Below are 26,159 nucleotides of genomic sequence, written 5' to 3' on the forward strand. Positions count from 1 at the left end.
CGCGCCCCCCGTTCCGGGCGGTCCCGGGAGGCGGGGCGCGTGATCAGGGAGCCGTCTCCAGGGGGCGCGGGCCCCTGAACGTCCTGCGGTACGCGTTCGGGGTGGTGCCGAGGACCCGCAGGAAGTGGTGGCGCAGGGTCGCGCCGTTGCCGAAACCGGTGCGGCCCGCGACGGAGTCGACCGTCTCGTCCGTCCCCTCCAGGAGCTGCTGCGCCAGCAGCACCCGCTGGCGCAGCAGCCAGCGGTACGGGGTCGTCCCCGTCTCCTGCTGGAACCGCCGGGCGAACGTCCGGGGCGACATATGCGCCCGGTCCGCCAGCTCCTCGACCGTGACCGCGCGGTCGAGGTGGCGCTCCATCCACACCAGCACCTCACCGACCGTGTCGCACCGGGTCGTCGGCACCGGGCGCTCGACGTACTGCGCCTGGCCGCCGTCCCGGTGCGGGGGCACCACCATCCGGCGGGCGAGCGCGTTGGCGACCTCCGAACCGTGCTCCTGGCGGATGATGTGCAGACAGGAGTCGATACCGGCGGCCGACCCCGCCGAGGTGATCACCGGGTGCTCGTCCACGTACAGCATGTCGCGCTCCACCCGGGCCCGGGGGAAGCGGATCGCGAGCTCGTCCGCGTGCCGCCAGTGGCCCGCGCAGCGGCGGCCGTCGAGCAGCCCGGCCGCGCCCAGCACGAAGACACCCGAACAGACGGAGAGCACCCGGGTCCCCCGGGCGGTGGCGCGGCGCAGGGCGTCGAGCAGCGGCTCGGGGAACTCCCGGCTGCCGTAGTCCTCACCCGCGGGGATCGCGATCAGATCGGCCTCCTCCAGCCGCTCCAGACCGTGCTCCAGCCGCACCGAGAAGCCCGCGTGGGTGGACAGCTCGGGACCCTCCGCCGAGACCACCGCGAAATCGTAGACCGGCAGGCCCTGTTCGCTGCGGTCCAGCCCGAAGACCTCGCAGACGACGCCCAGTTCGAAGGGATGCACCCCGTCCAGCAGCACCACCGCGACGTTGTTCAGCATGCCGTCAGTGTGCTGCCGTGATGGCAGGAAGTCGAGGGTGCATGACACTTCTGCCACTGCCGCGCGGCGGGCGCGCGGGCCACAGTGGAGGACATGAACACACTCCTGGACTACTCGGTCGTCACCCTCGTCCTCGCCCTGCTGCTGGGCCCCGTCACCCCCGGCTACCTGCGGGAACGCCGTATCGACCGGGAACTGAGAGACGCCGGACGCGGCCGGCCCGGCCACCCCGAGGGGCGACCGGGCCGGTCCTTGGACCTCGCCGCGTGAAGCCGGCCGGCTTCGGCGGGCCTAGAACTCGTCGTCGAAGCCGACCTTGCCCTCCACCGCCACCTGGTACGCGGACGGACGGCGCTCGAAGAAGTTCGTCAGCTCCTGGACACCCTGGAGCTCCATGAACGCGAACGGGTTCTGCGAGCCGTACACCGGGGCGAAGCCCAGCCGCTCCAGCCGCTGGTCGGCCACGCACTCCAGGTACTGGCGCATCGACTCGGTGTTCATCCCCGGCAGCCCCTCGCCGCACAGGTCACGGGCGAACTGGAGCTCCGCCTCGACGGCCTCCCGGAGCATGTCGGTGACCTGCTCCTGGAGCTTGTCGTCGAACAGCTCCGGCTCCTCCTTGCGGACCGTGTCGACGACCTCGAAGGCGAAGCTCATATGCATCGTCTCGTCACGGAACACCCAGTTGGTGCCCGTCGCGAGACCGTGCAGCAGACCGCGCGAGCGCAGCCAGTACACATAGGCGAACGCCCCGTAGAAGAACAGGCCCTCGATACAGGCGGCGAAGCAGATCAGGTTCAGCACGAACCGACGCCGGTCGGCCTGCGTCTCCAGCTGGTCGAGCTTCTCGACCGAGTCCATCCACTTGAAGCAGAATTCGGCCTTCTCCCGGATGGAGGGGATGTTCTCCACCGCGGCGAACGCGGCGGTGCGGTCCTCCGGGTCGGGCAGATAGGTGTCCAGCAGCGTCAGATAGAACTGGACGTGCACGGCCTCCTCGAACAGCTGACGCGACAGGTACAGCCGGGCCTCGGGGGAGTTGATGTGCTTGTACAGCGTCAGGACCAGGTTGTTCGCGACGATCGAGTCGCCCGTCGCGAAGAACGCCACCAGCCGGCCGATCAGATGCTGCTCGGCGGGCGACAGCTTCGCGAGGTCCGCGACGTCCGAGTGGAGGTCGACCTCCTCGACGGTCCAGGTGTTCTTGATCGCGTCCCGGTAGCGCTCGTAGAAGTCGGGGTAGCGCATCGGGCGCAGGGTCAGCTCGAAGCCCGGGTCCAGCAGATTGCGCTCCCGCGGGGCCGCGGCGGCGGGTTCGGTGGGGGTGGTCGTCATTACTGGCATGCCTCGCAGGACTCGGGGTTCTCCAGGGAGCAGGCGATCGCGTCCGCGTCGGGCGCGGCCTGCTGCACGGGGATGGTGGTGGGGGCGGGCCGCTCGGCGGCGGCGGACGAACCGGCCGCGCGGGCGATCCGGGTCGCCGGACGCGACCGCAGGTAGTACGTGGTCTTCAGGCCCGACTTCCAGGCGTACGCGTACATCGAGCTGAGCTTGCCGATGGTCGGCGTCTCCAGGAACAGGTTCAGCGACTGCGACTGGTCGAGGAACGGGGTCCGCGCGGCGGCCATGTCGATCAGACCGCGCTGCGGGATCTCCCACGCCGTGCGGTACAGCGCCCGGACCTCCTCGGGAATCCAGCGGAAGTCCTGCACCGAACCGCTGGACTCACGCAGCGCCTCACGGGTGCGCGCGTCCCAGACGCCCAGCTCCTTGAGCTCGTTCACCAGGTACGAGTTGACCTGGAGGAACTCACCGCTCAGCGTCTCGCGCTTGAACAGGTTGGACACCTGCGGCTCGATGCACTCGTAGACCCCGGCGATCGACGCGATGGTCGCGGTCGGCGCGATGGCCAGCAGCAGCGAGTTGCGCAGCCCCGTGACGGCGATCCGGGCACGCAGCGCGTCCCAGCGCTCGGGCCAGTGCGGCTCGACCCCGTAGTGGTCGGGGTGCAGCACCCCGCGGGCGGTACGGGTCTTGTCCCAGGCCGGGAGCGGGCCGTTGCGCTCGGCGAGCGAGGCGGACGCCTCGTACGCGGCGAGCATGATCCGCTCGGCGATCCGGGTGGACAGGGCGCGCGCCTCGGGGGAGTCGAAGGGCAGCCGCAGCTTGAAGAAGACGTCCTGGAGACCCATCGCGCCCAGGCCCACCGGCCGCCAGCGGGAGTTGGAGCGGCCCGCCTGCTCGGTCGGGTAGAAGTTGATGTCCACGACCCGGTCGAGGAAGGTCACGGCCGTGCGGACCGTGGAGTCCAGCCGCTCCCAGTCGATGCCGTCGTCGCCCTCACCGGTGACGAACGCGCCGAGGTTGACCGAGCCGAGGTTGCACACGGCCGTCTCGCCGTCGTCGGTGACCTCCAGGATCTCGGTGCAGAGATTCGAGGAGTGGACGGTGTGACCGGGCTCGGCGGTCTGGTTGGCGGTGCGGTTCGCGGCGTCCTTGAAGGTCATCCAGCCGTTGCCGGTCTGGGCGAGGGTCCGCATCATCCGCCCGTACAGGTCCCGCGCGGGGATCGTCTTGCGGGCCAGCCCGGCGGCCTCGGCCCGGCGGTACGCGGCGTCGAACTCGTCGCCCCACAGGTCCACCAGCTCGGGCACGTCCGAGGGGGAGAACAGCGACCAGGTGCCGTCCTGGTCGACCCGGCGCATGAACTCGTCGGGGATCCAGTGCGCGAGGTTCAGGTTGTGGGTGCGCCGCGCGTCCTCGCCGGTGTTGTCCCGCAGCTCCAGGAACTCCTCGATGTCGGAGTGCCAGGTCTCCAGGTAGACCGCGGCGGCGCCCTTGCGCCGGCCGCCCTGGTTGACCGCCGCGACGGAGGCGTCGAGCGTCTTCAGGAACGGGACGATGCCGTTGGAGTGGCCGTTGGTGCCCCGGATCAGCGAGCCGCGCGAACGGATGCGGGAGTAGGACAGCCCGATGCCGCCGGCGTGCTTGGAGAGCCGGGCGACCTGGTGGTAGCGGTCGTAGATGGAGTCCAGCTCGTCCTGCGGGGAGTCGAGGAGGTAGCAGGACGACATCTGCGGGTGGCGGGTGCCCGAGTTGAACAGGGTGGGCGACGAGGGCAGGTAGTCGAGCCGGCTCATCAGCCGGTAGAGCGCCGCGACCTCGTCCAGCGCGCGTACGGAGTCGTCCTCGGCGAGACCGGAGGCGACCCGGAGCAGGAAGTGCTGCGGGGTCTCGACGACCTTGCGGGTGATCGGGTGGCGCAGCAGATAGCGGCTGTGCAGGGTGCGCAGCCCGAAGTAGCCGAAGCGGTCGTCGGCGGTGGTGTCGATGAGCGCGTCGAGACGGTCGGAGTACTTCGTCACGAACGCGGCGGTGCGGTCCGCGATCAGGCCCTCGCGGTGCCCGGTGGCGACGGACCCGGAGAAGGCGAGCACCCCCTGGGAGGCGGCCTCGGCGGCGATGCTGACGGTCAGCAGCCGGGCGGCGAGCCGGGAGTAGGCGGGGTCCTCGGAGATGAGTCCGGCGGCGGCCTCGGTGGCGAGTTCACGCAGCTCGCTCTCGTCGGCGCGGGCGGACCGGCCGCGCAGCGCCGCGGCGGCGACCCGGCCGGGGTCGGCGTCGGGGAGGTCGGCCGTCAGGTCGGTCAGCGTCCGCAGCAGCGCGGCCCCGGGGCCGTCGCTCGGTCGGGTCTGCTGGTCCTGGGCGGTCGTCGCAGGAGCCTGGCCGACAACTGATGCCGGATCGGCTGGCGCGATGGTCACGTGAAGCTCTCCCTCGCTCGGCACGGGACTGGCGAGGGGGCGGGCGGGCACGCGGGCGCGCCGCCCCGAAGGCGGTACGCCGCGTCCACCGGCCCAGTCCTCGAAGCCCGGACGTCTCATCTCCACCCGGACCGGTCGGAACGGGTGCGCCACTGTCAGGTCATCGGACTCACGGGTGCGCGAAAGCGCACCAAGTACACCGTTGCGGGACAGTTCCGGATTCGCACCGGATTCCCCTGAGGTGGCGGCGAGCATGAGCATACATCTTGTGTTGCCGTGCGAGAGGGAGGCCCACATGTTGTGTCTGTGTGGCGCGGGGCACGTTGCCGGGTGGCGCCGGGAGGGGCCTTGGCGGGGCGCGGAACGGCGCCGTGGGAGGCGTGAATTCGGGGCGTCCCGGGGGCGTGGAAGGCGTCTGGAGGGGCCGTCGGGGACGGCCGGGCATCCGGCGGCGGAGGTGTCGCGCGGCGCGGCGCGAAGGGCCGTGCGCGGCGTCGGCGGCGAAGCGGGGCGCGGACGCCCGGGGCGTGTCCGTCGTCACGCTCCGTGGTGGCTGAAGATGATCCATGGAGCGGAGCCCGGAAAAATGCCATTGGTCCAGACAACTCGCCTTGTCCGGCCCTGCGGAGGCGTTCTACGACTTTCGTCGGCGCCCCGTCCACGTGGCTGGGTGAGGTTCCTGGGGCAGGAGGGGGATCGGTGTCGCGTCCGTACCGGGACGGCTGGTTCCCCCCGCGAAGTGGGGTGGTTTCCCCCGGCGGGCCCGTTTCGGGGCCCGCCGGGGAAAGGAGGGGACGCTCAGTCCGTCGGCCGCTTCAGACGGGCCACGAACTTGTACCGGTCGCCCCGGTAGACCGAGCGCACCCACTCCACCGGCCGGCCGCCGCCGTCCAGGGAATGGCGCGAGAGCATCAGCATCGGCAGTCCCACGTCGGTGCCGAGCAGTCCGGCCTCGCGCGGGGTGGCCAGTGAGGTCTCGATGGTCTCCTCGGCCTCGGCCAGATGCACGTCGTACACCTCGCCCAGCGCGGTGTAGAGAGAGGTGTACTTGACCAGGGAACGCCGCAGCGCCGGGAAGCGCTTGGCGGACAGGTGCGTGGTCTCGATCGCCATCGGCTCGCCGCTCGCCAGCCGCAGCCGCTCGATTCTGAGGACCCGCCCCCCGGTCGCTATGTCGAGCAGCCCCGCAAGCGTGTCATCTGCGGTGATGTACCCGATGTCGAGAAGCTGCGAGGTCGGCTCCAGGCCCTGCGCGCGCATGTCCTCGGTGTACGAGGTGAGCTGGAGCGCCTGGGAGACCTTCGGCTTCGCGACGAAGGTCCCCTTGCCCTGGATGCGTTCGAGCCGCCCCTCGACCACCAGTTCCTGGAGTGCCTGGCGTACCGTGGTCCGCGAGGTGTCGAACTCTGCCGCCAGGGTCCGTTCCGGTGGCACCGGTGTTCCCGGTGTCAGCGTCTCGGTCATGTCGAGCAGATGCTTCTTCAGCCGGTAGTACTTCGGTACGCGTGCGGTGCGGCCTGTTGTGGCCGTCTCCGCCGTGGCGGAAGTACCCGCCCGGCTCACCTCGCTCGCCATCGTCCGCCTTCCCGGCTCTGGTGCTGTTGCCGCCACCGGCTCCTCCGTCTGTAGCGGCTCACACATCGTGGCACGGTGTGCCCGGCGTGAGCCGTGCCCCCTCAGGTGTCGGTCCGATAACGGACGTGACAGCCCTTCTTATACACCCTTGACACCCCTAAAGGTCTAGGCCAAGCTCCAGCTACTGGTCTACACCATTAAAGGCCAGGTCCCAGTTCCCACGAGCAGTTTCGCGCTGTAGTCATTCGCTGTGGGTGTGGGGGGTAGGCATCCTGAGGAGGGTGACGTGAAGCGGAAGCTCATTGCGGCCATTGGTGTCGCGGGCATGTTGTTCTCTGTCGCTGCGTGCGGCGACAGCGACAGCGGGGACAAGAAGGAGTCCAAGGGTACGGACACCAAGGGGAAGACCCTGGTCGTCTGGTCCATGGACGGCTCCACGCCGGACCCCTGGAAGAAGGCCGTGGCGGCCGACTTCGAGAAGAAGACCGGCTCGAAGATCAAGTGGGAGTCCCAGGTCTGGAACGGTATCCAGCAGAAGATCACCACCGCTCTCTCCGAGTCCAGCCCGCCGGACGTCATCGAGATCGGCAACACCCAGACCCCCGCCTACGCGGCGACCGAGGGTCTCGCGGAGCTCGGCGACCTCAAGACCGAGATCGGCGGCGAGTGGACCGAGGCGCTGAACAAGTCCTCGATCTACAACGACAAGCAGTACGCGGTGCCGTGGTACTTCGCCAACCGTGTCGTCCTCTACAACAAGAAGATCTGGGCCGAGGCCGGTCTGAAGGACACGCCCAAGACGCGTGACGACTTCTTCAAGGCGCTCGACACCATCAAGGAGAAGACCAAGGCCGAGCCGCTGTACATGGCCGGTCAGAACTGGTACTTCCTCGATGGCCTGATCATCGGCAAGGGCGCCGACCTGGTGAAGAAGGAAGGCGACAAGTACGTCTCCAACCTGTCCGACCCGAAGGTCGGCGAGGCGATGGAGCTGTACAAGAAGTACGCCTCCTACTCCTCGGCCCCCAAGGACAAGGACGAGGCCACCCCGCAGCAGGCCGACGTCTTCGCGAACGGCAAGACCGCCATGTTCATCGGCAACGCTTCCGAGGCCACCATCGCGGTCAAGGCCAACGCCAAGATCGAGAAGGACATCGGCTACTTCACCATCCCGGGTGAGTCGGCCGAGAAGCCCGAGAGCGTCTTCCTGGGCGGCTCCAACCTCGCCGTGCCGCTGCGCAGCAAGAACCAGGAGCTCGCCAAGGAGTTCCTGAAGATCGCGCTCGCCGATGAGCACCAGATCGAGTTCTCCAAGCTGATGGGCTTCACCCCGAACAAGGCGTCGCTCCTGCCCAAGGTCGCGGGCAGCAACGCCGGCCTCGACGCCGCCGCCCCGGCCGCCGCGTTCGGTGGCACCACCCCGCTGATCCCCGAGTGGGCCGCGGTCGAGAACGTCCCGAACCCGATCAAGGACTACATGACGGCGGTCCTGAACGGTAAGTCGCACGCCGACGCGGCCAAGGACGCGGACGCGGAGATCAACAAGCGCCTCGCACAGGGCAGCTGACCCGAGTACCCCCGCGCCCGGGGGGCGGCGGGCCGGACCTTCACACAGGCACCCCAGCCGGGGTGACCTGAGGAAAGACCGGTCCGCCGCCCCCGGGGCGCACCGGTGTGCGCCTCGGGGGCGCCCACCCGCGCATCGAAACGTACGGCCACGGAAGAGACGGCGACGATGTCAGTGCAGACCGAACAAGCGGATGCGGACGGGGTGTCCGTCCGGAAGGGCGAGGCGCCACCGCCTCGCGGCGCGGGGAGCGCCACCAAGAACGGCGGAGGCGGTCGCAGATCGCCACGGGCCCGTGGCTCGTTCGCCCCGTACGCACTGCTGCTGCCGGCGACGATCGTCACCATCGTGCTGCTCGGCTGGCCCCTGGTGAAGAACGGCATGCTGTCGTTCCAGAACCTGAACCCCAAGCAGCTGATCCTCCACCTCACCGAGTGGAACGGGGTCGAGAACTACAAGGAGACGCTGACCAACGAGGACTTCTGGCGGGTCGTACTCCGCTCGTTCCTCTTCACCACGGTCAACGTCGTCCTGATCATGGTGCTCGGCACCCTGATCGGTCTGCTGCTCGCGCGCCTCGGCCAGCGGATGCGGGTCACCCTGCTGATCGGCCTCGTGCTCGCCTGGGCCATGCCGATCATCGCGGCCACCACGGTCTTCCAGTGGCTGTTCGCCCAGCGGTTCGGCGTCGTCAACTACCTCTTCGTCCAGCTGGGCTTCGAGGGCATGGCCGACCACAACTGGCTCGGCACCCAGTTCTCCACCTTCGCGGTGGTGACCCTGGTGATCGTCTGGCAGTCGATCCCGTTCGTGGCCATCAACCTCTACGCGGCCAGCACCACCATCCCCCGCGAGCTGTACGAAGCCGCGGCGCTGGACGGTGCCGACTCCTGGAAGATCTTCCGGACGGTGACCTTCCCGTTCCTGAAGCCCTTCCTGTGGGCCACGCTCTTCCTCGAAGTCATCTGGGTCTTCAAGTCCTTCGCCCAGGTCTTCGCGATCAACCAGGGCAAGCCCGACCGGCTGACCGAGACCCTGCCGGTGTACGCGTACATCGAGGGCTTCGGCAACCAGCACTTCGGTATGGGCGCGGCGATCTCGATCCTGACGATCCTGATCCTGCTCCTGTTGACCGCCTATTACCTGCGCACAGTGATCAAGCAAGAGGAGGACGAGCTGTGAAGCGCTCCTTCCTGGGCAAGCTCTGGCCCAACGCGACGTCGATCTTCCTCTTCGTCGTCTTCGTCTTCCCCGTCTACTGGATGTTCGCCACGGCGTTCAAGCAGCCCAGTGACATCGTCGTCGACACGCCGGTCTGGTTCCCGACCAGCCCGACGTTCGAGCACTTCACGACCGCCTCGAACGCCGAGGGGTTCTGGACACTGGTCCGCAACTCCCTCACGGTCACCGTGCTCGCGGTCACGCTCTCCCTGCTCATCGCGCTCTTCGCCTCCTTCGCCCTGGCCCGGATGCGGTTCAAGGGGCGGCGCAGCTTCATCGTCGCGGTCATGATCGCGCAGATGGCGCCCTGGGAGGTCATGGTCATCGCGGTCTACATGATCGTGCGTGACGCGGAGATGCTGAACAGTCTCGTTCCGCTGACCGTCTTCTACATGGTCATGGTGCTGCCCTTCACGATCCTGACGCTGCGCGGCTACGTCGCCGCCGTGCCGAAGGAACTGGAGGAGTCCGCGATGGTGGACGGCTGCACCCGCCCGCAGGCGTTCGTGAAGGTCATCTTCCCGCTGCTGGCGCCGGGTCTGATGGCCACCTCGCTGTTCGGGTTCATCACCGCCTGGAACGAGTTCTCGATGGTCCTGATCCTGAACAAGGACCTCGAATCGCAGACGCTCCCGATCTGGCTCTCCAGCTTCCGGACCGTCTTCGGGGACGACTGGGGCGCCACCATGGCGGCATCCAGCATCTTCGCCATCCCGGTCCTCGTCCTCTTTGTCTTCCTCCAGCGCAGGGCCGTCAGCGGCCTCACCGAAGGCGCAGTGAAGGGATAGCCGACAGATGACCACGCTCGCCACCACCGACACCCTCACCAAGGACGCACTGACCGTCCTCCAGCCAGGGTTCACCGGCACCAGCGCACCCGACTGGCTGCTGCGCCGACTGGGCGAAGGACTCGCCTCCGTCGGCCTGTTCGGCCGCAACATCCAGACGCCGGGACAGCTCGCCGCGCTCACCGCGCAACTGCGCGCCGAGCGGGACGACGTCCTGGTCGCCATCGACGAGGAGGGCGGGGACGTCACCCGCCTCGAAGTGGTCGACGGCTCCTCCTTCCCGGGCAACCTCGCGCTCGGCTCGGTCGACGACACCGAGCTGACCCGCGCGGTCGCCCATGAGCTGGGCCGCCGGCTCGCCGAGTGCGGGGTCAACCTCAACTGGGCGCCGTCGGCCGACGTCAACTCCAACCCCGACAACCCGGTCATCGGGGTACGGGCCTTCGGGTCCGGCACCGACCTGGTCTCGCGGCACACCGCCGCGTACGTCGAGGGGCTCCAGGCCGCCGGGGTCGCCGCGTGCACCAAGCACTTCCCCGGTCACGGGGACACCGCGGTCGACTCGCACCACGCGCTGCCGCGCATCGACGTGGACCTCGCGACCCTGGACGTCCGGGACCTGGACCCCTTCCGGGCCGCCATCGCCGCCGGCACCAAGGCCGTGATGAGCGCCCACATCCTGGTCCCGGCGCTCGACGCCGACCTCCCCGCGACGCTGTCCCGCCGCATCCTGACGGGCCTGCTGCGTGAGGAACTCGGCTACGACGGACTGATCGTCACCGACGGCATGGAGATGGAGGCCATCTCCGGCACGTACGGCATCGAGCGCGGCAGCGTGCTCGCCATCGCCGCGGGCGCCGACGCGATCTGTGTCGGTGGCGGGCTCGCCGACGAGGACACCGTGCTGCGGCTGCGGGACGCGCTCGTCTCCGCGGTACGCACCGGCGACCTCGCCGAGGAGCGGCTCGCCGACGCGGCTGCCCGGGTACGGGCGCTGGCCGCCTGGACGCGGACCGCCGACACCGGCCCGGGCGTGCCGAGCGACGTCGGGCTCGTCGCCGCGCGGCGCGCGCTGCGGGTGACGCGCGGGGCCGCGTACTCCGGGCCCGTCACGGGGGCGCCGTTCGTGGCCTCCTTCCCGCCGGTCGCCAACATCGCCGTCGGGGACGAGACGCCCTGGGGCGTCGCCGCGGAGCTCCGCAAGGTGCTGCCCGGTACGGTCACCGGGGACTTCACGGGTGAGTCCGCGGGTGCGGACGCGCTCGCGGCCGCCGGGGACCGGCGGATCGTCGCGGTCGTCCGGGACGTCCACCGGCACGGGTGGATGCGGGCGGCGCTCGATCTGATCGTCGCGGCCCGGCCCGACACGGTTGTCGTGGAGATGGGTGTGCCGCGGGCCGACGCGGTCGGGGCGCTGTATGTCGCCACGAATGGCGCCGCACGGGTGTGCGGGGCTGCCGCGGTGGAGGCTCTTACCTCCACCCACTGAGCCCACAGAGCCAGACCCCCGTACCGAGTTGGGGCTCGGTACGGGGGTCTGTCCGTTTTCCTGGGGGCCGTGGGTTTCTTGTGCTGGGCGTACTTGTTCCCTGTGCCGTCGTTCGGTGGTTTCGCGCAGTTCCCCGCGCCCCTTTGGGGCGCGTTCTGTTTGTTCTTCGGGTCGGTGCCGGTCGGGATTCTCCGTCCTCGATCCGACACGCTCGGTACGACGTGACCTTGGCCGACTGAAGAGCATCGGAGTCTGCGAGCAGAGATTCCCGCCCACCCCCTCCCGTAGCCATGCGACTGCACGAGGAGGGTGCTTTGAACCCCGACCCCGGTCGCTGACAGCCCGCACCCGGACGACAGCCCCAGCCGGACGCCCCCAAAGGGGCGCGGGGAACTGCGCGAGCAACCAAGGACCACCCGCACCCGAACGGGAACCGCAAGAGGCGCGACCGAAGGGGCGCGAGGAACTGCGCACCCCCGTCCGACCCGAACGGGAACAGGTACGTCCAGGTGGGGAACCCCAGGGGCGCGGGGAACTGCGCACCCACCGAGCGACCTGTGCGGGGACAAGTGCGCTCAGCTGGGGAGACCTCGGGAGCGCAAGCGAAGGCGACCTGCGGGGAACTGCGCACCCCACGAGCGACGGCACGGGAACAAGTGCGCTGAGCCGGGGAGACCTCGGGCGCGCGCAAGCGGAAGGCGCCGGGCCCGTGGGGGCGCCGGCGCCTCGGGGGCGGGGACGGTCAGATGCCCTGCCAGGACGGCTTGGCGGCGAACGTGTGCCGGAAGTACTCCGCGAGCTTCAGCTTGGAAGCCGCGGCCTCGTCCACCACCACCGTGGCATGCGCGTGCAACTGCAACGCCGACGCCGGACACACCGCCGCCACCGGCCCCTCCACGGTCGCCGCGACGGCGTCCGCCTTGCCCTCGCCCGTGGCGAGCAGCACCAGATGACGCGCCTCCAGGATCGTCCCGATCCCCTGGGTGATCACATGGTGCGGCACCTGCGAGATGTCGTCGAAGAAGCGGGCGTTGTCCACCCGGGTCTGCTCCGTGAGCGTCTTGATCCGCGTCCGCGAGGCCAGCGACGAGCAGGGCTCGTTGAACCCGATGTGCCCGTCCGTGCCGATCCCCAGCAGCTGGAGGTCCACACCCCCGGCGGCGGTCAGCGCCGCCTCGTACGCGGCGCAGGCGGCCGGTACGTCCGTCGTGGTCCCGTCGGGCCCCAGGAACGCGTCGGCGCTGATCCCCAGCGGCTCCAGCACCTCCCGGCGCAGCACCGAGCGGTACGACTCGGGATGCTCCGCGGGCAGCCCCACGTACTCGTCGAGCTGGGCTATCCGTGCCCGCGTCACCCCGGCCTCGCCGGCCCGCACCTTGGCCTCCAGGGCCCGGTACACCGGCAGCGGGGTGGAACCGGTGGCCACGCCGAGCACCGCGCCGGGCTTGCGCCGCAGCAGTGCGGCCATGGCCTCGGCGATGAGCTCGCCGCCTGCTTCGGCGTCCGGGACGATCACAACTTCCACGCTGGGCCTGCCGATCTGGAGAACGTGCACGGGCTGGGACAACGACATGTGGTATAGACCAATCTAGCAGAATCCCCCCGCCGTGCGAGTGGGCCGGTGATGTGCTATCAGGGAACGGGCGGCCGACGGCGCCGCGTACAACGGCCCACGGCCGCCGGTGACATCGCCCGCCGCCCCGCTCCGGGCGGCGGGACCCGCGCCGGGGGAGTGGAATGGAAGGGGAGACCCCGCCGGAACCCCGCCCGAGGAGGCCCGCATGACCGCCAGGACCACCCCCGACCCCCAGCGCGAGCGGCCGGGACGGATCATGTCCCACGAGATGGCGGAGCAGCCCGCGGTGCTGCGCCGCCTCCTGGACACCGGCGGGCCCCGTATCCGGGAGGTCGCCGAACAGGTCGCGGCCCGCGCGCCCCGATTCGTCCTGCTCACCGCGCGCGGCACCTCCGACAACGCCGCGCTGTACGCCAAGTACCTGCTGGAGATCCGCCGGGGCCTGCCCTGCGGACTCACCTCCATGTCCACCACCACCGCGTACGGTGCCCGCCCCGATCTGCGGGACGTCCTCGTCGTCACCGTCAGCCAGTCCGGCGGCTCACCCGACCTGGTGGCGTCCACCCGGGCCGCCCGGGAGGCCGGCGCCGTCACCCTCGCGGTCACCAACAACCCCGACTCGGCGCTCGCCGCGGTCTCCGAGTTCCATATCGACATCATGGCCGGGCCGGAGAAGGCGCTGCCCGCCACCAAGACGTACACCGCGTCCCTGCTCGCCCTGTACCTCTTCGTGGAGGGCCTCGCGGGCGGGGACGGCGGCGCCGCGCTGCCGCTGCCGGAGCTGGCCGCCGACCTGCTGGCCCGCCAGTCGGAGATCCGGGCCCTGGCCGCCCGCTACCGCTTCGCCGAACGCATGGTGATCACCTCACGCGGCTACGGCTACCCGACCGCCAAGGAAGCCGCGCTCAAGCTGATGGAGACCAGCTACATCCCCGCGCTGTCCTACTCCGGCGCCGATCTGCTGCACGGACCCCTCGCGATGGTCGACAACATCTCCCCGGTGATCGCCGTCGTCACCGCGGGCAGGGGCGGCGAGGCCCTGCAACCCGTACTGGACCGGCTGCGCGGCCGGGGCGCCGACCTCGTCGTCGTCGGCCCCCGCGCCCAGGTCGACCAGGCGTCCGCGGGGTTCGTCCTGCCCACCGACGACGTCCCCGAGGAACTCCAGCCCGTACTGGAGATCATCCCCCTCCAGCTGCTGGCCTACGAGATCACCATCGCCCGCGGCCAGGACCCCGACGCCCCCCGCGCCCTCGCCAAGGTCACCGAGACCCACTGAACCGGGCGGAGCCCACCGAAACGGGCCGGGACCCCACCGAACGGGACGCGGCGCACCGCACCGGGACGCGGCGCATCCCACCGAACCGGACGCGGCGCACGCAACCGGGCCGGGAGGCGCCGCACCGGGCCGGGACGCAGATCACAGCGCCGGGGCGGACATCCCGGGCGGCGTCCGCGCGTCACCCGGATAGCGTCAGCCCATGATCCTCCAGCCCAGGCCGCCCCGGCCCCCGCACCCGCCCGCCCCGGCCCGCCGTCCGGCCGCCGCCCCGCGGGAGGCAGGACGATGACGCTCTGGGAGATGGCCGCCGTCCTCGCGGCCGGCGCGGGCGCCGGGGCCATCAACGCCGTCGTCGGCTCCGGCACCCTCATCACCTTCCCGGTGCTGCTCGCCGTGGGCCTCTCGCCGGTCACCGCGACGGTCTCCAACGCGCTCGGCCTGGTCCCCGGGGCGATCAGCGGAGCCATCGGCTACCGCCGTGAGCTGGTCGGACAGCGCCGCCGGATACTGCGGCTCGGGGCCGTCGCCGCGGTCGGGGCCGTCACCGGGGCGGCGCTGCTGCTGACCCTGCCCGAGTCCGCCTTCGAGACGATCGTGCCCGTCCTCGTCGGACTGGCCCTGGTACTCGTGGTGCTCCAGCCGTGGATCACCCGCGCCGTCAAGCGCCGCCGCGAGCGGACGGACGTCTCCCCCCGGCCCGACGGCGGTCTGCCGCTGCTGGCCGGGATGGGCCTCGCCAGTGTCTACGGCGGCTACTTCGCCGCCGCCCAGGGGATCATCTACCTCTCCCTGATGGGCACCCTGATCGACGACACCCTCCAGCGCCTCAACGCGGTCAAGAACGTGCTCGCCGCGATCGTGAACGGTGTCGCCGCGCTGTTCTTCCTCTTCGTCGCCGACTTCGACTGGACCGCGGTCCTGCTCATCGCCATCGGTTCCACGATCGGCGCCCAGGCGGGCGCGGCCCTCGGCCGGCGCTTCAGCCCGGTCGTGCTCCGCGGCGTGATCGTGACCGTCGGGACGTTCGCCTTCGTCCAACTGCTGCTCCGCTGACGGGACACGGGCCCGCCGCACCGAGCGTTTTCCGCCACCGGGAGCGCCCGGACGACAAACATGGGTCAACGCATGGACAGACGCGAATGGTCTAGTCCACAATGACAGACATGGAACTCCCGGGGGTCTCTCCTCCGGGGCCTCCGCTCCGTTCTCCCCGCACAGGAGGACGGTCAGGGGAACCGGCGCTCTCTGCCCTGACTGCACCGGATCCTCGTCAACGGCCGACCGGGACCGCACACCCGCCGGCCGGGATTGCTCCGGGCTGCGGTGCCGGGAGGGTTGAGGGTCCCTCCCAGGCACCGTGGCCCGCGGGTGTTTCCGGGGCCGGCCCCGTACCGCGCCCGCCGCCCGAGAACGTTGCGATCACGCCAGGTACGCTCGCAGACGTGCCCTCCATGAACGATCTCGTCCGCCAGCACACCGCCCTGTCCGCCACGGACCTGGAGTGGCTGCATCTGCTGGTCTCGGAGTGGCAGCTGCTCTCCGACCTCTCCTTCGCGGACCTCGTCCTGTGGGTGCCCACCCACGACGGCACCCGCTATGTCTCCGTGGCCCAGATGCGGCCCAACACGGGCCCCACCTCGTACCAGGACGACATGGTCGGCCATCTCGTCCCGCGCGGCCGACGGCCCCTGCTGGACGCCGCCCTGGACGAGGGTCGGATCGTGCGCGAGGGTGACCCGGAGTGGCGCGAGGAGGTCCCCGTACGGGTCGAGTCCATCCCGGTCCGCCGGGAGGGCCGGGTCCTCGGGGTCATCGCCCGCAACACCAATTTGCTCACCGTCCGTACGCCGTCCCGGCTCGAACTCACGTATCTCCAGAGCGCGTCGGACCTCGCACAGATGATCGCCGCCGGTTCGTTCCCCTTCCTCGGCCAGCAGGTCGACATGGACGCCTCGCCCCGGGTCGGCGACGGACTGATCCGCCTCGACGCGGACGGCGTCGTCCAGTACGCGTCCCCGAACGCCCTCTCCGCGTACCACCGCCTCGGTCTCGCCACCGACCTCGTCGGCCTCCATCTGGGCCGCACCACGGCCGAACTCGCGCCCTCCCGGGGGCCCGTGGACGAGGCGCTGCCCACGATGGCGAGCGGCTGGGCACCCCGGGAGTTCGAGATCGAGGGCAACGGCGGGGTGATCCAGCTCCGGGCGATCCCCCTGAAGCCCAAGGGACCCCGGATCGGTTCGCTGGTGCTGCTGCGGGACGTCACGGAACTGCGCCGCCGCGAACGTGAGCTGATCACCAAGGACGCGACCATCCGGGAGATCCACCACCGGGTGAAGAACAACCTCCAGACGGTCGCCGCGCTGCTGCGGCTCCAGGCCCGCCGGATCGAGTCCGAGCGGGGACGGGCCGCGCTGGAGGAGGCGGTCCGCCGGGTCGGGTCCATCGCGATCGTCCATGAGACGCTGTCCCAGAATCTGGACGAGCGGGTGGAGTTCGACGAGATCGCGGACCGGGTCCTCGCGATGGTCTCGGAGCTGTCGCCGGGCAAGGTCGCGGGGCGGCGGACGGGGCGGTTCGGCATCCTCGACGCGGAGGTCGCGACCCCGCTGTCCATGGTGCTCACGGAGGTCTTGCAGAACGCGCTGGAGCACGGGTTCGGGCCGCTCGACAGCGGGAGCGTCGAGGTGTCGGCGGTACGGGGCGGGACGGTCAAGCAGGCACGGCTGCTCGTCACGGTGCAGGACGACGGCGTCGGTCTGCCTGAGGGGTTCGACCCCCACCGGTCCGGAAACCTCGGGCTCCAGATCGTCCGCACCCTGGTCGAGGGGGAGTTGGGCGGCACGTTCGACATGCAGCCGGCCCCCACCCGAGGCACCCGGGTACTCCTGGACATCCCCCTGGACGCCACCCCCACCCCCCTCAGCCCCTAGTCCGGTCCGGTACATGGGTCGGCCAGCCGCCCCAAAGGGGCGCGGGGAACTGCGCACCCACGTCGGTACCCGAACGGGAACAAGTACGCCCAGAAGTGGAACCCCAGGGGCGCGGGGAACTGCGCGAGGACGGCCCGCACCCGAGAAGCGACCGCAATGGGGCAGCATCCAGGGGCGCGGGGAACCGCGCGAAACGAGGGCGACCCGCACCCGAAGAGCGACCGCAAGGGGGCTGCACCCAGGGGCACGGGGAAAACGCAATGAGCCCCGGACCGGGAGGTCCGGGGCTCTTCGCGCGACTTCAGCTTGAGCACTGCGGGGTTCTACGCGCTGCGGCTCGGGAGACGGGAGATGCGTACACGCTGCACGCGCCGCCTTGCTGAGGCTGGATAAGTGGCTGAGCGTCAGGCGCTGGCCTGCCGCGCCCGATTGCGAGCGGCCCGACGCTTCATTGCGCGGCGCTCGTCCTCGCTGAGGCCACCCCAGACACCCGAGTCCTGACCGGACTCGAGCGCCCACTGCAGGCACTGCTCCACTACGGGGCAGCGACGGCAGACGGCCTTGGCTTCCTCGATCTGCAGCAGCGCGGGACCGGTGTTGCCGATGGGGAAGAACAGCTCGGGGTCTTCCTCGCGGCAAACGGCGTTGTGACGCCAGTCCATGGCTGCTACCTCTCTTGGTGATACTTCGGATTGCTTGTGAATGTGAACGCTTTCACGAATCCCCCAACAAGTGAAGGGCCTACACCCGGAAGCCGGGGGCGGTCCATTGTTTTGAGGAGGGGTTCGGGCTCTCTGTGGGGGGCGGTGGTGCGGCCCGTCCCGAGCGCCACATAGAGACTCGCAAACCTGGGCTGCGGATACAACCCCTTCTGGAAAGTTTTTTTTGATTCCTCGGTGTCGACTAGGTCACAGCCGTACTTCCATGGGGTGGACCCTTGCCTAAACGTTCGAGTGCAAGGACTTTTGCCCCTTCCACTCACACAATCACACGCAGTGCACGGCCTACGCCTAGGAACGTCACGCTCGTTCGCAGTCCGAGGTGGTCTCCGTCCATCTGCAAGGGCAGTGGGACCTTCGAATGCAAGGTGAACTCGTTCAGGTCGTGCAGTGACACCGCGTGCTTGCCCTGGGGTCCCCGTTCGGGGGACGAAGTGAGCAATTGTGTGGCATACCGGGTCACCGCGGGGGTGGTGAGCCGGGTGAGCCCGAGCACATCCAGTCCCGTGTCGAACGACGCGCGGGGTGCCGCGTAGAGCGGGCGATTGCCCAGATAGCTCCACGGGGCCGTATTGCAGACTATGGACAGCAGAAGATCCTCGATCGGTTCCCGGCCCGGCTGTTCCAGGGTGATCGAACCGTGCCGGCGCTGTTCACCCAGAAATTGCCGGACCACCTGCCGCACGTAAAGCGCGTGGGTCGACCGCTTTCCCGACTCGCGCTGCTGTTCGACCCGTCCGACCACCCCGGCATCGAATCCGAGGCCCGCGCAGAAGGTGAACCAGCGGCCGGGAATCGCCTCGTCGGCCGTCCCGGGCGTGCCCTTCGCCATCCCGAGCCCGACGGTTCGCTCGGAGCCCCGTTCGATCGCGTCCAGCAGGGCGCCCGTCGCCTCCACGGCGTCGTTCGGCAGGCCCAGCGCGCGGGCGAACACATTCGTGGAACCGCCGGGGACCACCGCGAGCCGGGGACCGCGCTCCGGGTCCGGCCCGTGGTCCATCAGACCGTTGACGACCTCGTTGACCGTGCCGTCGCCGCCCAGCGCCACCACCAGGTCGATCTCGTCGCCCTCGGCGGCCTGCCGGGCGAGGTCCCGGGCGTGCCCGCGGTACTCGGTGGTGACCGCTTCGAGCTTCATCTCGCTCGCCAGGGCGTGGATCAGCACATCACGCGTACGCGCACTGGTGGTCGTGGCCGCCGGGTTGACTACGAGGAGTGCGCGCATGCCATGCAGGGTACCCAGCGCGCGGCACCGGACCCCACCTCGGGCCCGCCGCCGGACCCTCCGCCGCGCGCCGGACGGCCCGCCGGCCCGGCCTTCGCGCCGCGCGGGCTACCCTGCTGGGGTGAGTGCTGAAGCGAAGTCCCCGCGGGGCACGGACCCCGGCGGGACCCCCGAAGGACCCCGCCCGGGACGGCTGACCGCGGCCGCGGCCCTGACCGGATTGGAGGGTGCCGCGCTCGTCGCCGGCGGCCTGTACGTGAGCGTGCGCGGGCTGACCGGGGACGGCAGCGCCGGACAGGCGCTCACCGCGGGAGTGACGCTCGTCGCGCTCGCCGTGCTGCCGCTCGTCGCCGCGAAGGGCCTGCTGGCGCGGCGCGGCTGGAGCCGGGGCCCCGCGATCATGACCCAGATCATCTCGCTGCCCGTGGCGTGGACCCTGCTCCAGGCCGACAGCATGCTCATCCCCGGCGGGATCGCCCTCGGGGTCGCCGCCGTCACCACCCTGGTCCTGCTGGTCAACCCCGCCACGACCGTGGCCCTGGACATCCGCGGCCCCGGCCGCGCCGACCAGTAGCGACGGCAGCGGACGCACACACGCACGACCGACGCCCGGGACCCGAGGGTCCCGGGCGTCTCCCGTCCGTCACGGCCGGTCACCACCGGCCGGTACGGCTACTCCTCGACCAGCAGCTTCTCGCGCAGCTGCGCCAGGGTCCTGGCCAGCAGCCGGGAGACATGCATCTGGGAGATGCCGACCTCCTGCGCGATCTGCGACTGGGTCATGTTGCCGAAGAACCGCAGCAGCAGGATGCGCTTCTCGCGCGGCGGCAGATCCTCCAGCAGCGGCTTGAGGGACTCGCGGTACTCGACGCCCTCCAGCGCCTCGTCCTCCGAGCCGAGGGTGTCGGCCACGGCCGGTGACTCGTCGTCCGTGTCCGGCACGTCCAGGGACAGCGTGGAGTAGGCGTTCGCCGACTCCAGCCCCTCCAGGACCTCCTCCTCGGAGATCGCCAGCTTCTCGGCGAGCTCGTGCACCGTGGGGGAGCGGCCGTGCTGCTGGGACAGCTCGGCCGTCGCCGTGGTCAGCGAGAGCCGCAGCTCCTGGAGCCGCCGCGGAACGCGGACCGCCCAGCCCTTGTCGCGGAAGTGACGCTTGATCTCCCCGACGACCGTCGGCGTGGCGTAGGTGGAGAACTCCACCCCCCGCTCCGGGTCGAACCGGTCCACGGACTTGATCAGCCCGATCGTGGCGACCTGCGTCAGATCGTCCAGCGGCTCCCCCCGGTTGCGGAAGCGCCGTGCAAGGTGCTCCACGAGCGGGAGATGCAGCCGTACGAGCTTGTTGCGCAGCTCCGCGTACTCCGGGCTGCCGTCGGGCAGGGTGCGCAGCGTGACGAACATCGCCCGTGCCGCGCTCCGGTCCTGCTCGTGCCGGGAGCGCTGCACTTCCCGGGCACCCGGTGCGCCCGCTTCCCGCTCGGCGGCCCGTTCGTGCTCGCTCATTCTTCCCGCCCTCCCCCAGCTCCCGCTGGGAGGTGCCCCCGGTCCGCCGCCCCGGCCGGACCGCGACGCGCGCCCGTCCGTGTCCCCGGGGCCGTCCGGATGTGCCTGCTCCAACACGTCGGTCGTGTCCGGCGACCTCGCCGGCCCCGTCGGGTCGGCCGCTTCCCGGAGGGTGTCCTCCGGGTGCGACCTGGCCTGCTGCTCGGGGATACCGCCCGGCGCCGGACGGCCGCTTGGGCCGCCCGGATCACCGGCGGGGAGACCTGGTGTGCCGCTTCCCTCGTCCCGCACCGGCCCGTCCCCGTCCCTCACGCCGGCCCGGGTCCCGCGCCGCGCTGTTTGTAGAGGCTGATCGACACGGTTTTGTCGTCCGCGACGGACGAGTCCACCTTCCCCGCGAGAGCCGACAGCACGGTCCAGGCGAAGGTGTCGCGCTCGGGAGCGCGACCGTCCGTCGTCGGGGCCGAGACCGTCACTTCCAGGGAGTCGTCCACGAGCCGGAACACACAGCTCAGCACCGAACCGGGCACGGCCTGCTGGAGCAGGATCGCGCACGCCTCGTCGACGGCGATACGGAGGTCCTCGATCTCGTCGAGGGTGAAGTCCAAACGCGCCGCGAGACCGGCCGTCGCCGTCCGCAGCACCGACAGGTAGGCACCCGCAGCCGGCAACCGGACTTCCACGAAGTCCTGGGTCCCGGGCTCTCCTGCGATCTGGGACACCCTCACCTCCAAGGTGGTACAAGCTCTTCGGGGCTCCGGGGGATCGTCCCCCCGGACAACGCGCTAGATGTTTCAGCGGTGACGCTATCGCGCTGACGGCGTGAGTGTCCCAGGGACCCCGTCCCTTGCTGTCACTCATCGTAAGCACATGGGTACGCACAGTGGCTAGGGGTCTGCGGGTACCGATGGGAACACCATCCTGCCCCCCGCCGATCCCTCCGCGCGCCGCTGTGACGTACCCAGCGTCCCGGCACCCGAACCGTCCCCGTCACCGCCGCACGCTCGCGCGGCGCCCCGGCGGACCCCGAGGTCAGCCACCGGCGGATCGTTTCCGCACTTGAGCGGCACGGGCTCCGCTCAGCCGCGGACGCCGGCCGCGCCCGTCACACGATCACGCAGTCGACAAAGCACCATCGCCAGTCCTCACCGGGTTCATGCGTGCGCATGACCGGATGCCCCGTCTCCTCGTGATGGCCCGTGGCGTGTCGCAGCGGCGACGAGTCGCAGCAGCCCACGTGCCCGCACGACAGACACATCCGCAGCTGCACCGGATTGGTCCCCGCGGCCAGGCAACCGGGGCACGTCTCGCTCAACGGCTCCGGCGCGGGGTCGGGAAGCGCCGAGATATGCGTGCACTGCTTCATGATTGCCAGGTTACGTGCGTGCGCGGGACCCGGCAGGGCCCGGCGATCCGCAGCGCCGGGAAGGGATACCGCGATGGACGCGTTGTCGGTGATCGGACTGATCGCGGCGAGCGCGGCCGTGGCCGGGCTCGCCCGGCGCACCCCCGTACCCGCGCCGCTGCTGCTGGTCACCGCCGGGCTGATCGCCGCGTACATCCCCGGGGTCCCCGAGTTCGCCCTCGACCCGCACATCGTGCTGCCCCTGCTGCTGCCACCGCTGCTCCACAACGCGGCCCTGGAGAGCTCGTACCTGGACCTGCGGGCCAACATCCGCCCCGTCGCACTGCTGTCCGTCGGCTATGTGCTCTTCGCGACCGTCGCCGTGGGCTGGCTGGCGTATCTGCTGATCCCTCATCTGCCGCTGACGGCCGCGCTGGTGCTCGGCGCGGTGATCGCGCCGCCCGACGCGGTGGCCGCCACGGCGATCGCCCGCAAGGTGGGACTGCCCTCCCGGATCACCACGATCCTCCAGGGCGAATCCCTCGTGAACGACGCCACCGCCATCACCGCCTTCAAGGTCGCCCTCGCCGCCGCCGTCGGCGAGGGCATGAGCTGGGCCGGCGGCATCCAGGAGTTCCTTGTCGCGTCGGTCGGGGGAGTGGCCGTCGGGCTGATCCTGATGGTCCCGCTGCACTGGCTGCGCCTCCACCTCAAGGAGGCGATGCTCCAGAACACCCTCTCGCTGCTCATCCCCTTCGTCGCCTACGCCGCCGCCGAACAGGTCGGCGCCTCCGGGGTGCTCGCCGTGGTCGTCGTCGCCCTCTACCTCGGGCACCGGGCCTGGCAGGTCGACTTCGAGACCCGGCTCCAGGAGGCCGCCGTGTGGCGCATGGTCTCGTTCATCCTGGAGTCCACCGTCTTCGCGCTGATCGGACTGCAACTGCCGCTCGTCCTCGAAGGACTCGGGCCGGTCGGCTACGCCCAGGCGCTCTGGTACGCCTTCGCGTTGTTCGTGGTCGTGGTGGCGGTGCGGTTCGTCTGGTCCTACCCGGCCACCTATCTGCCGATCTGGCTCTCGCCCCGGATCAAGGCCCGCGAGGCGGACACGGACTGGCGGCGGCCCCTGGTGGTGAGCTGGGCGGGGATGCGGGGCGTGGTGTCGCTGGCCATCGCCTTCTCCATCCCGCTGACCACGCACGACGGGGACGCGTTCACCGCCCGCAACCTCGTCCTGTTCCTGACCTTCACCACCGTGATCGGCACCCTCGTGGTGCAGGGCCTCACCCTCCCCGGGCTCATCCGGCTGCTGAAGCTGCCGGGCCGGGACGCGCGGTCGCGGACCCTCGCGGAGGCGCAGGCCCAGAACGCCGCCTCCCGCGCCGCCGACGAACGCCTCGACGAACTCCTCCAGGACCGGCGCAACGACCTTCCCGGCCCCCTTGTGGACCGTCTGCGGCTCACCCTGGAGCGACGGCGCAACGCGGTCTGGGAACGGCTGGGGCAACCCAACCCGGAAACCGGCGAATCCGTCGACGACACCTATCGCCGGCTCACCCGCGAGATGATCGGCGCCGAGCGGGACGTCTTCGTGCGGCTGCGGGACGCGCGGGTCATCGACGACGAGCTGATGCGGACGCTGCTGCGCAGGCTCGACCTGGAGGAGGCCGCGGCCTACCGCGAGGAGGCGGACTGACCTCCCCGGCCCGGTCGGTCCCCCGCCGGTCGGCCGGTTCCCCGCGGGCCGCGCGGTTCCCGGCGACCGCGCGGTTCCCCTCCCGGCGCGGTCGGGTCCGGCCCTCCGGGTGCGGTCAGTACGGCTCGGGGGCGCCCGTGACGACTGCGGTCAGCCGTGTCCCGGCGGGGAACGCGCCCTCCTCGGCGAGCACCGTCAGCGCCCACAGTGTCTTGGCGACATAGAGACGTTCCACCGCGAGTCCGTGCCGCTGCTCGAAGTCCGCCGCGAACGCTTCCAGCGCGGCGGGTACGCGGGCATAGCCGCCGCAGTGGAAGCGGTCGGTCACCGACCAGCGGCCCCGGGGTCCGCCGAAGGCCGTGTCCTGGAGCCGGGCCGTCTCCCCGGTGAGGAAGCCGCCCTTCAGCACGGACACCCCGAGCGCCCGCTGATCGGGCCCCAGCCCGGCGGCGAGTCCCGCGAGCGTCCCGCCCGTGCCGCACGCCACGGCGACCACGTCCGCGTGGCCGCGCAGCTCCGTCCCCAGCGCGGCGCAGCCCTGTACGGCGAGCGCGTTGCTCCCGCCCTCCGGGACGAGGTACGCGTCCTCCTCGCCGAGATCCCGCAGCAGCGCCGCGCGTATCTCCGGCTCGTCCTTGCGGCGGTACGTCGATCTGTCGACGAAGTGCAGCCGCATGCCGTCCGCTTCGCAGCGGGCGAGGGAGGGGTTGCGGGGGCGGTCGGCGAGCTCGTCGCCCCGGACGACGCCGGTCGTGGCGACGCCGAGGAGTCGGCCGGCCGCGGCGGTGGCCCTGAGGTGGTTCGAGTACGCGCCGCCGAAGGTCACGAGGGGGTGGCCTGCGGCGGCTGTGAGGTTCGGGGCGAGCTTGCGCCATTTGTTGCCCACGAGGTGGGGGTGGATCAGGTCGTCCCGCTTCAGGGAGAGGGTGATTCCCCGGGCGTCGAAACGGGGGTCTTCGACGGGTTCCAGCGGGGTGGGTACCTGGGGCGGCGGCAAGTGGTGCACCCACCCATTGTGATCCCCGCCCGCCCTGACCCCGGTCCGGGTCCCCGCCCGGGTCACCTCGGGTGGGCGTACTTGTTCCTGTGCCGTCGTTCGGTGGTTTCGCGCAGTTCCCCGCGGGTCGCCTTCGCTTGCGCTTCCGAGGTCTGTCCGGCTGGGCGCACTTCGTTCCTGTGCCGTCGCTCGGTGGGGTGCGCAGTTCCCCGCGCCCCTTTGGGGCGCCATCTGCTTGTTCTTCGGGTCGGTGCCGGTCGGGATTCTCCGTCCTCGATCCGACACGCTCGGTAAGTCGTTCCGTGACTCGACTGAAGAGCATCGGAGTCTGCGAGCAGAGATTCCCGCCCAGCCCCTCCCGTAGCCGGGCGAGTCCGCGAGGAGGGTGGTTTGAACCCCGAACCCGGTTGATGCAGCCCGCAGGCTGACGGCAGCCTCAGTTGGGCGCCCCCAAAGGGGCGCGGGGAACTGCGCAAAAGACGAGGGCGGACCCGCACCCGAAGAACAACCCGAAGGAGGCAGCATCCAGGGGCGCGGGGAACTGCGCGAGCAACCACGGACCACCCGCACTCGAACGGGAACCGCAAGAGGCGCGACCTCAGGGGCGCGGGGAACTGCGCGAAAGTGAGGGCGACCCGCACCCGAAGAGCGACCGTAAGGAGGCAGCATCCAGGGGCGCGGGGAACTGCGCACCCACGGGGAACCGGCACGCGAACAGGTACGTCCAGGTGTGGAACCTCAGAAGCGCGAGCGAAGGCGACCCGCGGGGAACTGCGCACCCACGGAGTACCCGCACAGGAACAGGTACGTCCAGGTGTGGAACCCCAGAAGCGCGAGCGAAGGCGACCCGCGGGGAACTGCGCACCCCCGGACAACCTGTGCGGGAACAAGTGCGCCCAGCACAGGAAAACCTCGGGGCTCCCCGCACGGGGCTCAGTGCTGGCGCAGGACGCCGTCCCCGTGGACCGCGATGTGGCTCTCCAGCTCCTGGACGGCCCGCTGGGTGGCCTCGGGCGTACCGCTGCCCCGGCGCTCCGCGTAGTACGCCGCGCCGATCTTCTTCAGGAGGTCGGCCCCCGCGCGCTGGGCCTGGACCTCGTCAAGCTTCTGCTTGCCCTGGTTGAGCCCCTGCTGGACCTGCTCCTTGGCCCGATCGAGGAAACCCGCCATCGTGAACCACTTCCGTTCGTCAGGTGCCGCCTGGACCGGCGGCGTGCTCTTTGGTGCGCGCGTTCGATGAACGTGCGGGGGGATCTTGGAGTTCCCGGCCCCTTCCGTTCCGTCACACGGGACAGCTCCCTGTCACCCGTGCGGCGGACGTAGGGACATATCCCTCCGAACTCGGATGTTCCAGGACCGGCGTCCCCGTAAACCGTCGGAGCGCACCCGTGTAGAAACGGTTCGTCACAATTCGCTGCTCACCCGAACGGCGGCGTTCATTCCCGCTCGTTTGTGTGATGGCAC

General features: G+C 70.5%; 22 protein-coding genes and 1 riboswitch. Of the genes, 10 read left to right on the plus strand and 12 right to left on the minus strand.

What is annotated here, in order from left to right:
• Positions 1 to 43 precede the first annotated feature (43 nt).
• A complete protein-coding gene (locus AB852_RS07640) occupies positions 44 to 1,018 on the minus strand; it encodes a helix-turn-helix domain-containing protein (protein ID WP_073784788.1) in 975 nt (324 codons plus the stop codon).
• Between the two features lie 93 nt (positions 1,019 to 1,111).
• Here AB852_RS07640 and AB852_RS39580 point away from each other — a divergent pair, with 93 nt between their 5' ends.
• On the plus strand, positions 1,112 to 1,288 hold the full coding sequence (locus tag AB852_RS39580) for a hypothetical protein (protein ID WP_178390948.1): 177 nt from the start codon (positions 1,112 to 1,114) through the stop codon (positions 1,286 to 1,288).
• 21 nt (positions 1,289 to 1,309) lie between these two features.
• Here AB852_RS39580 and AB852_RS07645 read toward each other — a convergent pair whose 3' ends face one another.
• The 3 genes from AB852_RS07645 to AB852_RS07655 form a co-directional block, all read right to left on the minus strand.
• A complete protein-coding gene (locus AB852_RS07645; RefSeq protein ID WP_099284464.1) occupies positions 1,310 to 2,353 on the minus strand; it encodes a ribonucleotide-diphosphate reductase subunit beta in 1,044 nt (347 codons plus the stop codon).
• Positions 2,353 to 4,782: a ribonucleoside-diphosphate reductase subunit alpha gene (locus tag AB852_RS07650; RefSeq protein WP_073784792.1), complete on the minus strand. Its 2,430-nt coding sequence runs from the start codon at positions 4,780 to 4,782 to the stop codon at positions 2,353 to 2,355. Before AB852_RS07650 ends, AB852_RS07645 begins: the two co-directional genes overlap by 1 nt.
• 158 nt (positions 4,783 to 4,940) lie before the next feature.
• Positions 4,941 to 5,018, minus strand: a riboswitch (cobalamin riboswitch).
• Between the two features lie 562 nt (positions 5,019 to 5,580).
• Positions 5,581 to 6,357, minus strand: a complete 777-nt coding sequence (locus AB852_RS07655; RefSeq protein WP_073784794.1) for a GntR family transcriptional regulator — start codon at positions 6,355 to 6,357, stop codon at positions 5,581 to 5,583.
• A 286-nt stretch (positions 6,358 to 6,643) separates the two neighbouring features.
• Here AB852_RS07655 and AB852_RS07660 point away from each other — a divergent pair, with 286 nt between their 5' ends.
• The 4 genes from AB852_RS07660 to AB852_RS07675 all read left to right on the plus strand — a co-directional run bounded on the left by AB852_RS07660 (position 6,644) and on the right by AB852_RS07675 (position 11,422).
• Positions 6,644 to 7,924, plus strand: coding sequence for an extracellular solute-binding protein (locus AB852_RS07660; protein ID WP_073784796.1), 1,281 nt, complete (start codon positions 6,644 to 6,646; stop codon positions 7,922 to 7,924).
• A 168-nt stretch (positions 7,925 to 8,092) separates the two neighbouring features.
• The gene (locus AB852_RS07665) at positions 8,093 to 9,106 is read left to right on the plus strand and encodes a carbohydrate ABC transporter permease (RefSeq protein WP_073784798.1); all 1,014 of its coding nucleotides are present in this window, start codon (positions 8,093 to 8,095) and stop codon (positions 9,104 to 9,106) included.
• Positions 9,103 to 9,933 carry a carbohydrate ABC transporter permease gene (locus tag AB852_RS07670; RefSeq protein WP_073784800.1) on the plus strand — a complete coding sequence of 277 codons (831 nt, stop codon included), beginning with the start codon at positions 9,103 to 9,105 and terminating at the stop codon, positions 9,931 to 9,933. Before AB852_RS07665 ends, AB852_RS07670 begins: the two co-directional genes overlap by 4 nt.
• A gap of 7 nt (positions 9,934 to 9,940) precedes the next feature.
• Positions 9,941 to 11,422, plus strand: a complete 1,482-nt coding sequence (locus tag AB852_RS07675) for a glycoside hydrolase family 3 protein (protein WP_073784802.1) — start codon at positions 9,941 to 9,943, stop codon at positions 11,420 to 11,422.
• Positions 11,423 to 12,164: 742 nt separating this feature from the next.
• On the opposite strand, the gene nagB is transcribed toward AB852_RS07675, so the two are convergent.
• The gene (nagB, locus tag AB852_RS07680) at positions 12,165 to 12,947 is read right to left on the minus strand and encodes a glucosamine-6-phosphate deaminase (protein ID WP_073785612.1); all 783 of its coding nucleotides are present in this window, start codon (positions 12,945 to 12,947) and stop codon (positions 12,165 to 12,167) included.
• Between the two features lie 256 nt (positions 12,948 to 13,203).
• Between nagB and AB852_RS07685 the strand changes: the two genes are divergently transcribed.
• From AB852_RS07685 to AB852_RS07695, 3 genes are all read left to right on the plus strand, one after another.
• On the plus strand, positions 13,204 to 14,277 hold the full coding sequence (locus tag AB852_RS07685; protein ID WP_073784804.1) for an SIS domain-containing protein: 1,074 nt from the start codon (positions 13,204 to 13,206) through the stop codon (positions 14,275 to 14,277).
• A 288-nt stretch (positions 14,278 to 14,565) separates the two neighbouring features.
• Complete coding sequence (locus tag AB852_RS07690; protein WP_073784806.1) at positions 14,566 to 15,333, plus strand: sulfite exporter TauE/SafE family protein; 768 nt, start codon at positions 14,566 to 14,568, stop codon at positions 15,331 to 15,333.
• 398 nt (positions 15,334 to 15,731) lie between these two features.
• Complete coding sequence (locus tag AB852_RS07695) at positions 15,732 to 17,213, plus strand: sensor histidine kinase (RefSeq protein WP_073784808.1); 1,482 nt, start codon at positions 15,732 to 15,734, stop codon at positions 17,211 to 17,213.
• Between the two features lie 404 nt (positions 17,214 to 17,617).
• Here AB852_RS07695 and AB852_RS07700 read toward each other — a convergent pair whose 3' ends face one another.
• Together AB852_RS07700 and AB852_RS07705 are read right to left on the minus strand one after the other, a co-directional pair.
• Positions 17,618 to 17,875, minus strand: a complete 258-nt coding sequence (locus AB852_RS07700) for a WhiB family transcriptional regulator (protein WP_040248489.1) — start codon at positions 17,873 to 17,875, stop codon at positions 17,618 to 17,620.
• 316 nt (positions 17,876 to 18,191) lie between these two features.
• Positions 18,192 to 19,157 carry a diacylglycerol/lipid kinase family protein gene (locus AB852_RS07705; protein WP_073784810.1) on the minus strand — a complete coding sequence of 322 codons (966 nt, stop codon included), beginning with the start codon at positions 19,155 to 19,157 and terminating at the stop codon, positions 18,192 to 18,194.
• Positions 19,158 to 19,278: 121 nt separating this feature from the next.
• Between AB852_RS07705 and AB852_RS07710 the strand changes: the two genes are divergently transcribed.
• Positions 19,279 to 19,731 carry a hypothetical protein gene (locus tag AB852_RS07710; RefSeq protein ID WP_073784812.1) on the plus strand — a complete coding sequence of 151 codons (453 nt, stop codon included), beginning with the start codon at positions 19,279 to 19,281 and terminating at the stop codon, positions 19,729 to 19,731.
• A 98-nt stretch (positions 19,732 to 19,829) separates the two neighbouring features.
• Here the strand turns inward: AB852_RS07710 and AB852_RS07715 are convergent, their stop codons facing one another.
• The 3 genes from AB852_RS07715 to AB852_RS07725 form a co-directional block, all read right to left on the minus strand.
• Positions 19,830 to 20,972: an RNA polymerase sigma factor SigF gene (locus AB852_RS07715; RefSeq protein ID WP_073784814.1), complete on the minus strand. Its 1,143-nt coding sequence runs from the start codon at positions 20,970 to 20,972 to the stop codon at positions 19,830 to 19,832.
• Positions 20,969 to 21,382 (minus strand): ATP-binding protein, encoded by a 414-nt coding sequence (locus tag AB852_RS07720; protein WP_073784816.1) that lies wholly within the window; start codon positions 21,380 to 21,382, stop codon positions 20,969 to 20,971. Before AB852_RS07720 ends, AB852_RS07715 begins: the two co-directional genes overlap by 4 nt.
• 383 nt (positions 21,383 to 21,765) lie before the next feature.
• Positions 21,766 to 22,026 (minus strand): UBP-type zinc finger domain-containing protein, encoded by a 261-nt coding sequence (locus AB852_RS07725; RefSeq protein WP_073784818.1) that lies wholly within the window; start codon positions 22,024 to 22,026, stop codon positions 21,766 to 21,768.
• Between the two features lie 73 nt (positions 22,027 to 22,099).
• On the opposite strand from AB852_RS07725, the gene AB852_RS07730 reads away from it, so the two are divergent.
• Entirely contained in the window at positions 22,100 to 23,698 is a 1,599-nt protein-coding gene (locus AB852_RS07730; protein ID WP_073784820.1) for a Na+/H+ antiporter, read from the plus strand.
• Positions 23,699 to 23,813: 115 nt separating this feature from the next.
• Here AB852_RS07730 and AB852_RS07735 read toward each other — a convergent pair whose 3' ends face one another.
• The gene (locus AB852_RS07735) at positions 23,814 to 24,704 is read right to left on the minus strand and encodes a 1-aminocyclopropane-1-carboxylate deaminase/D-cysteine desulfhydrase (RefSeq protein ID WP_399545870.1); all 891 of its coding nucleotides are present in this window, start codon (positions 24,702 to 24,704) and stop codon (positions 23,814 to 23,816) included.
• A 924-nt stretch (positions 24,705 to 25,628) separates the two neighbouring features.
• Positions 25,629 to 25,865, minus strand: coding sequence for a hypothetical protein (locus AB852_RS07740; protein ID WP_073784822.1), 237 nt, complete (start codon positions 25,863 to 25,865; stop codon positions 25,629 to 25,631).
• Positions 25,866 to 26,159 lie beyond the last annotated feature (294 nt).

The organism is Streptomyces uncialis (genome assembly GCF_001905345.1).
In the GTDB taxonomy this organism is placed as follows: domain Bacteria; phylum Actinomycetota; class Actinomycetes; order Streptomycetales; family Streptomycetaceae; genus Streptomyces; species Streptomyces uncialis.

What these genes read in the sequence shown, in the direction of transcription:
- AB852_RS07640 (WP_073784788.1), bottom strand. Translation starts at nt 1,018, where the DNA reads ATGCTGAACAACGTCGCGGTGGTGCTGCTGGACGGGGTGCATCCCTTC.
- AB852_RS39580 (WP_178390948.1), top strand. Translation starts at nt 1,112, where the DNA reads ATGAACACACTCCTGGACTACTCGGTCGTCACCCTCGTCCTCGCCCTG.
- AB852_RS07645 (WP_099284464.1), bottom strand. Translation starts at nt 2,353, where the DNA reads ATGACGACCACCCCCACCGAACCCGCCGCCGCGGCCCCGCGGGAGCGC.
- AB852_RS07655 (WP_073784794.1), bottom strand. Translation starts at nt 6,357, where the DNA reads ATGGCGAGCGAGGTGAGCCGGGCGGGTACTTCCGCCACGGCGGAGACG.
- AB852_RS07665 (WP_073784798.1), top strand. Translation starts at nt 8,093, where the DNA reads ATGTCAGTGCAGACCGAACAAGCGGATGCGGACGGGGTGTCCGTCCGG.
- AB852_RS07675 (WP_073784802.1), top strand. Translation starts at nt 9,941, where the DNA reads ATGACCACGCTCGCCACCACCGACACCCTCACCAAGGACGCACTGACC.
- AB852_RS07685 (WP_073784804.1), top strand. Translation starts at nt 13,204, where the DNA reads ATGACCGCCAGGACCACCCCCGACCCCCAGCGCGAGCGGCCGGGACGG.
- AB852_RS07690 (WP_073784806.1), top strand. Translation starts at nt 14,566, where the DNA reads ATGACGCTCTGGGAGATGGCCGCCGTCCTCGCGGCCGGCGCGGGCGCC.
- AB852_RS07695 (WP_073784808.1), top strand. Translation starts at nt 15,732, where the DNA reads ATGAACGATCTCGTCCGCCAGCACACCGCCCTGTCCGCCACGGACCTG.
- AB852_RS07700 (WP_040248489.1), bottom strand. Translation starts at nt 17,875, where the DNA reads ATGGACTGGCGTCACAACGCCGTTTGCCGCGAGGAAGACCCCGAGCTG.
- AB852_RS07705 (WP_073784810.1), bottom strand. Translation starts at nt 19,157, where the DNA reads ATGCGCGCACTCCTCGTAGTCAACCCGGCGGCCACGACCACCAGTGCG.
- AB852_RS07725 (WP_073784818.1), bottom strand. Translation starts at nt 22,026, where the DNA reads ATGAAGCAGTGCACGCATATCTCGGCGCTTCCCGACCCCGCGCCGGAG.
- AB852_RS07730 (WP_073784820.1), top strand. Translation starts at nt 22,100, where the DNA reads ATGGACGCGTTGTCGGTGATCGGACTGATCGCGGCGAGCGCGGCCGTG.
- AB852_RS07740 (WP_073784822.1), bottom strand. Translation starts at nt 25,865, where the DNA reads ATGGCGGGTTTCCTCGATCGGGCCAAGGAGCAGGTCCAGCAGGGGCTC.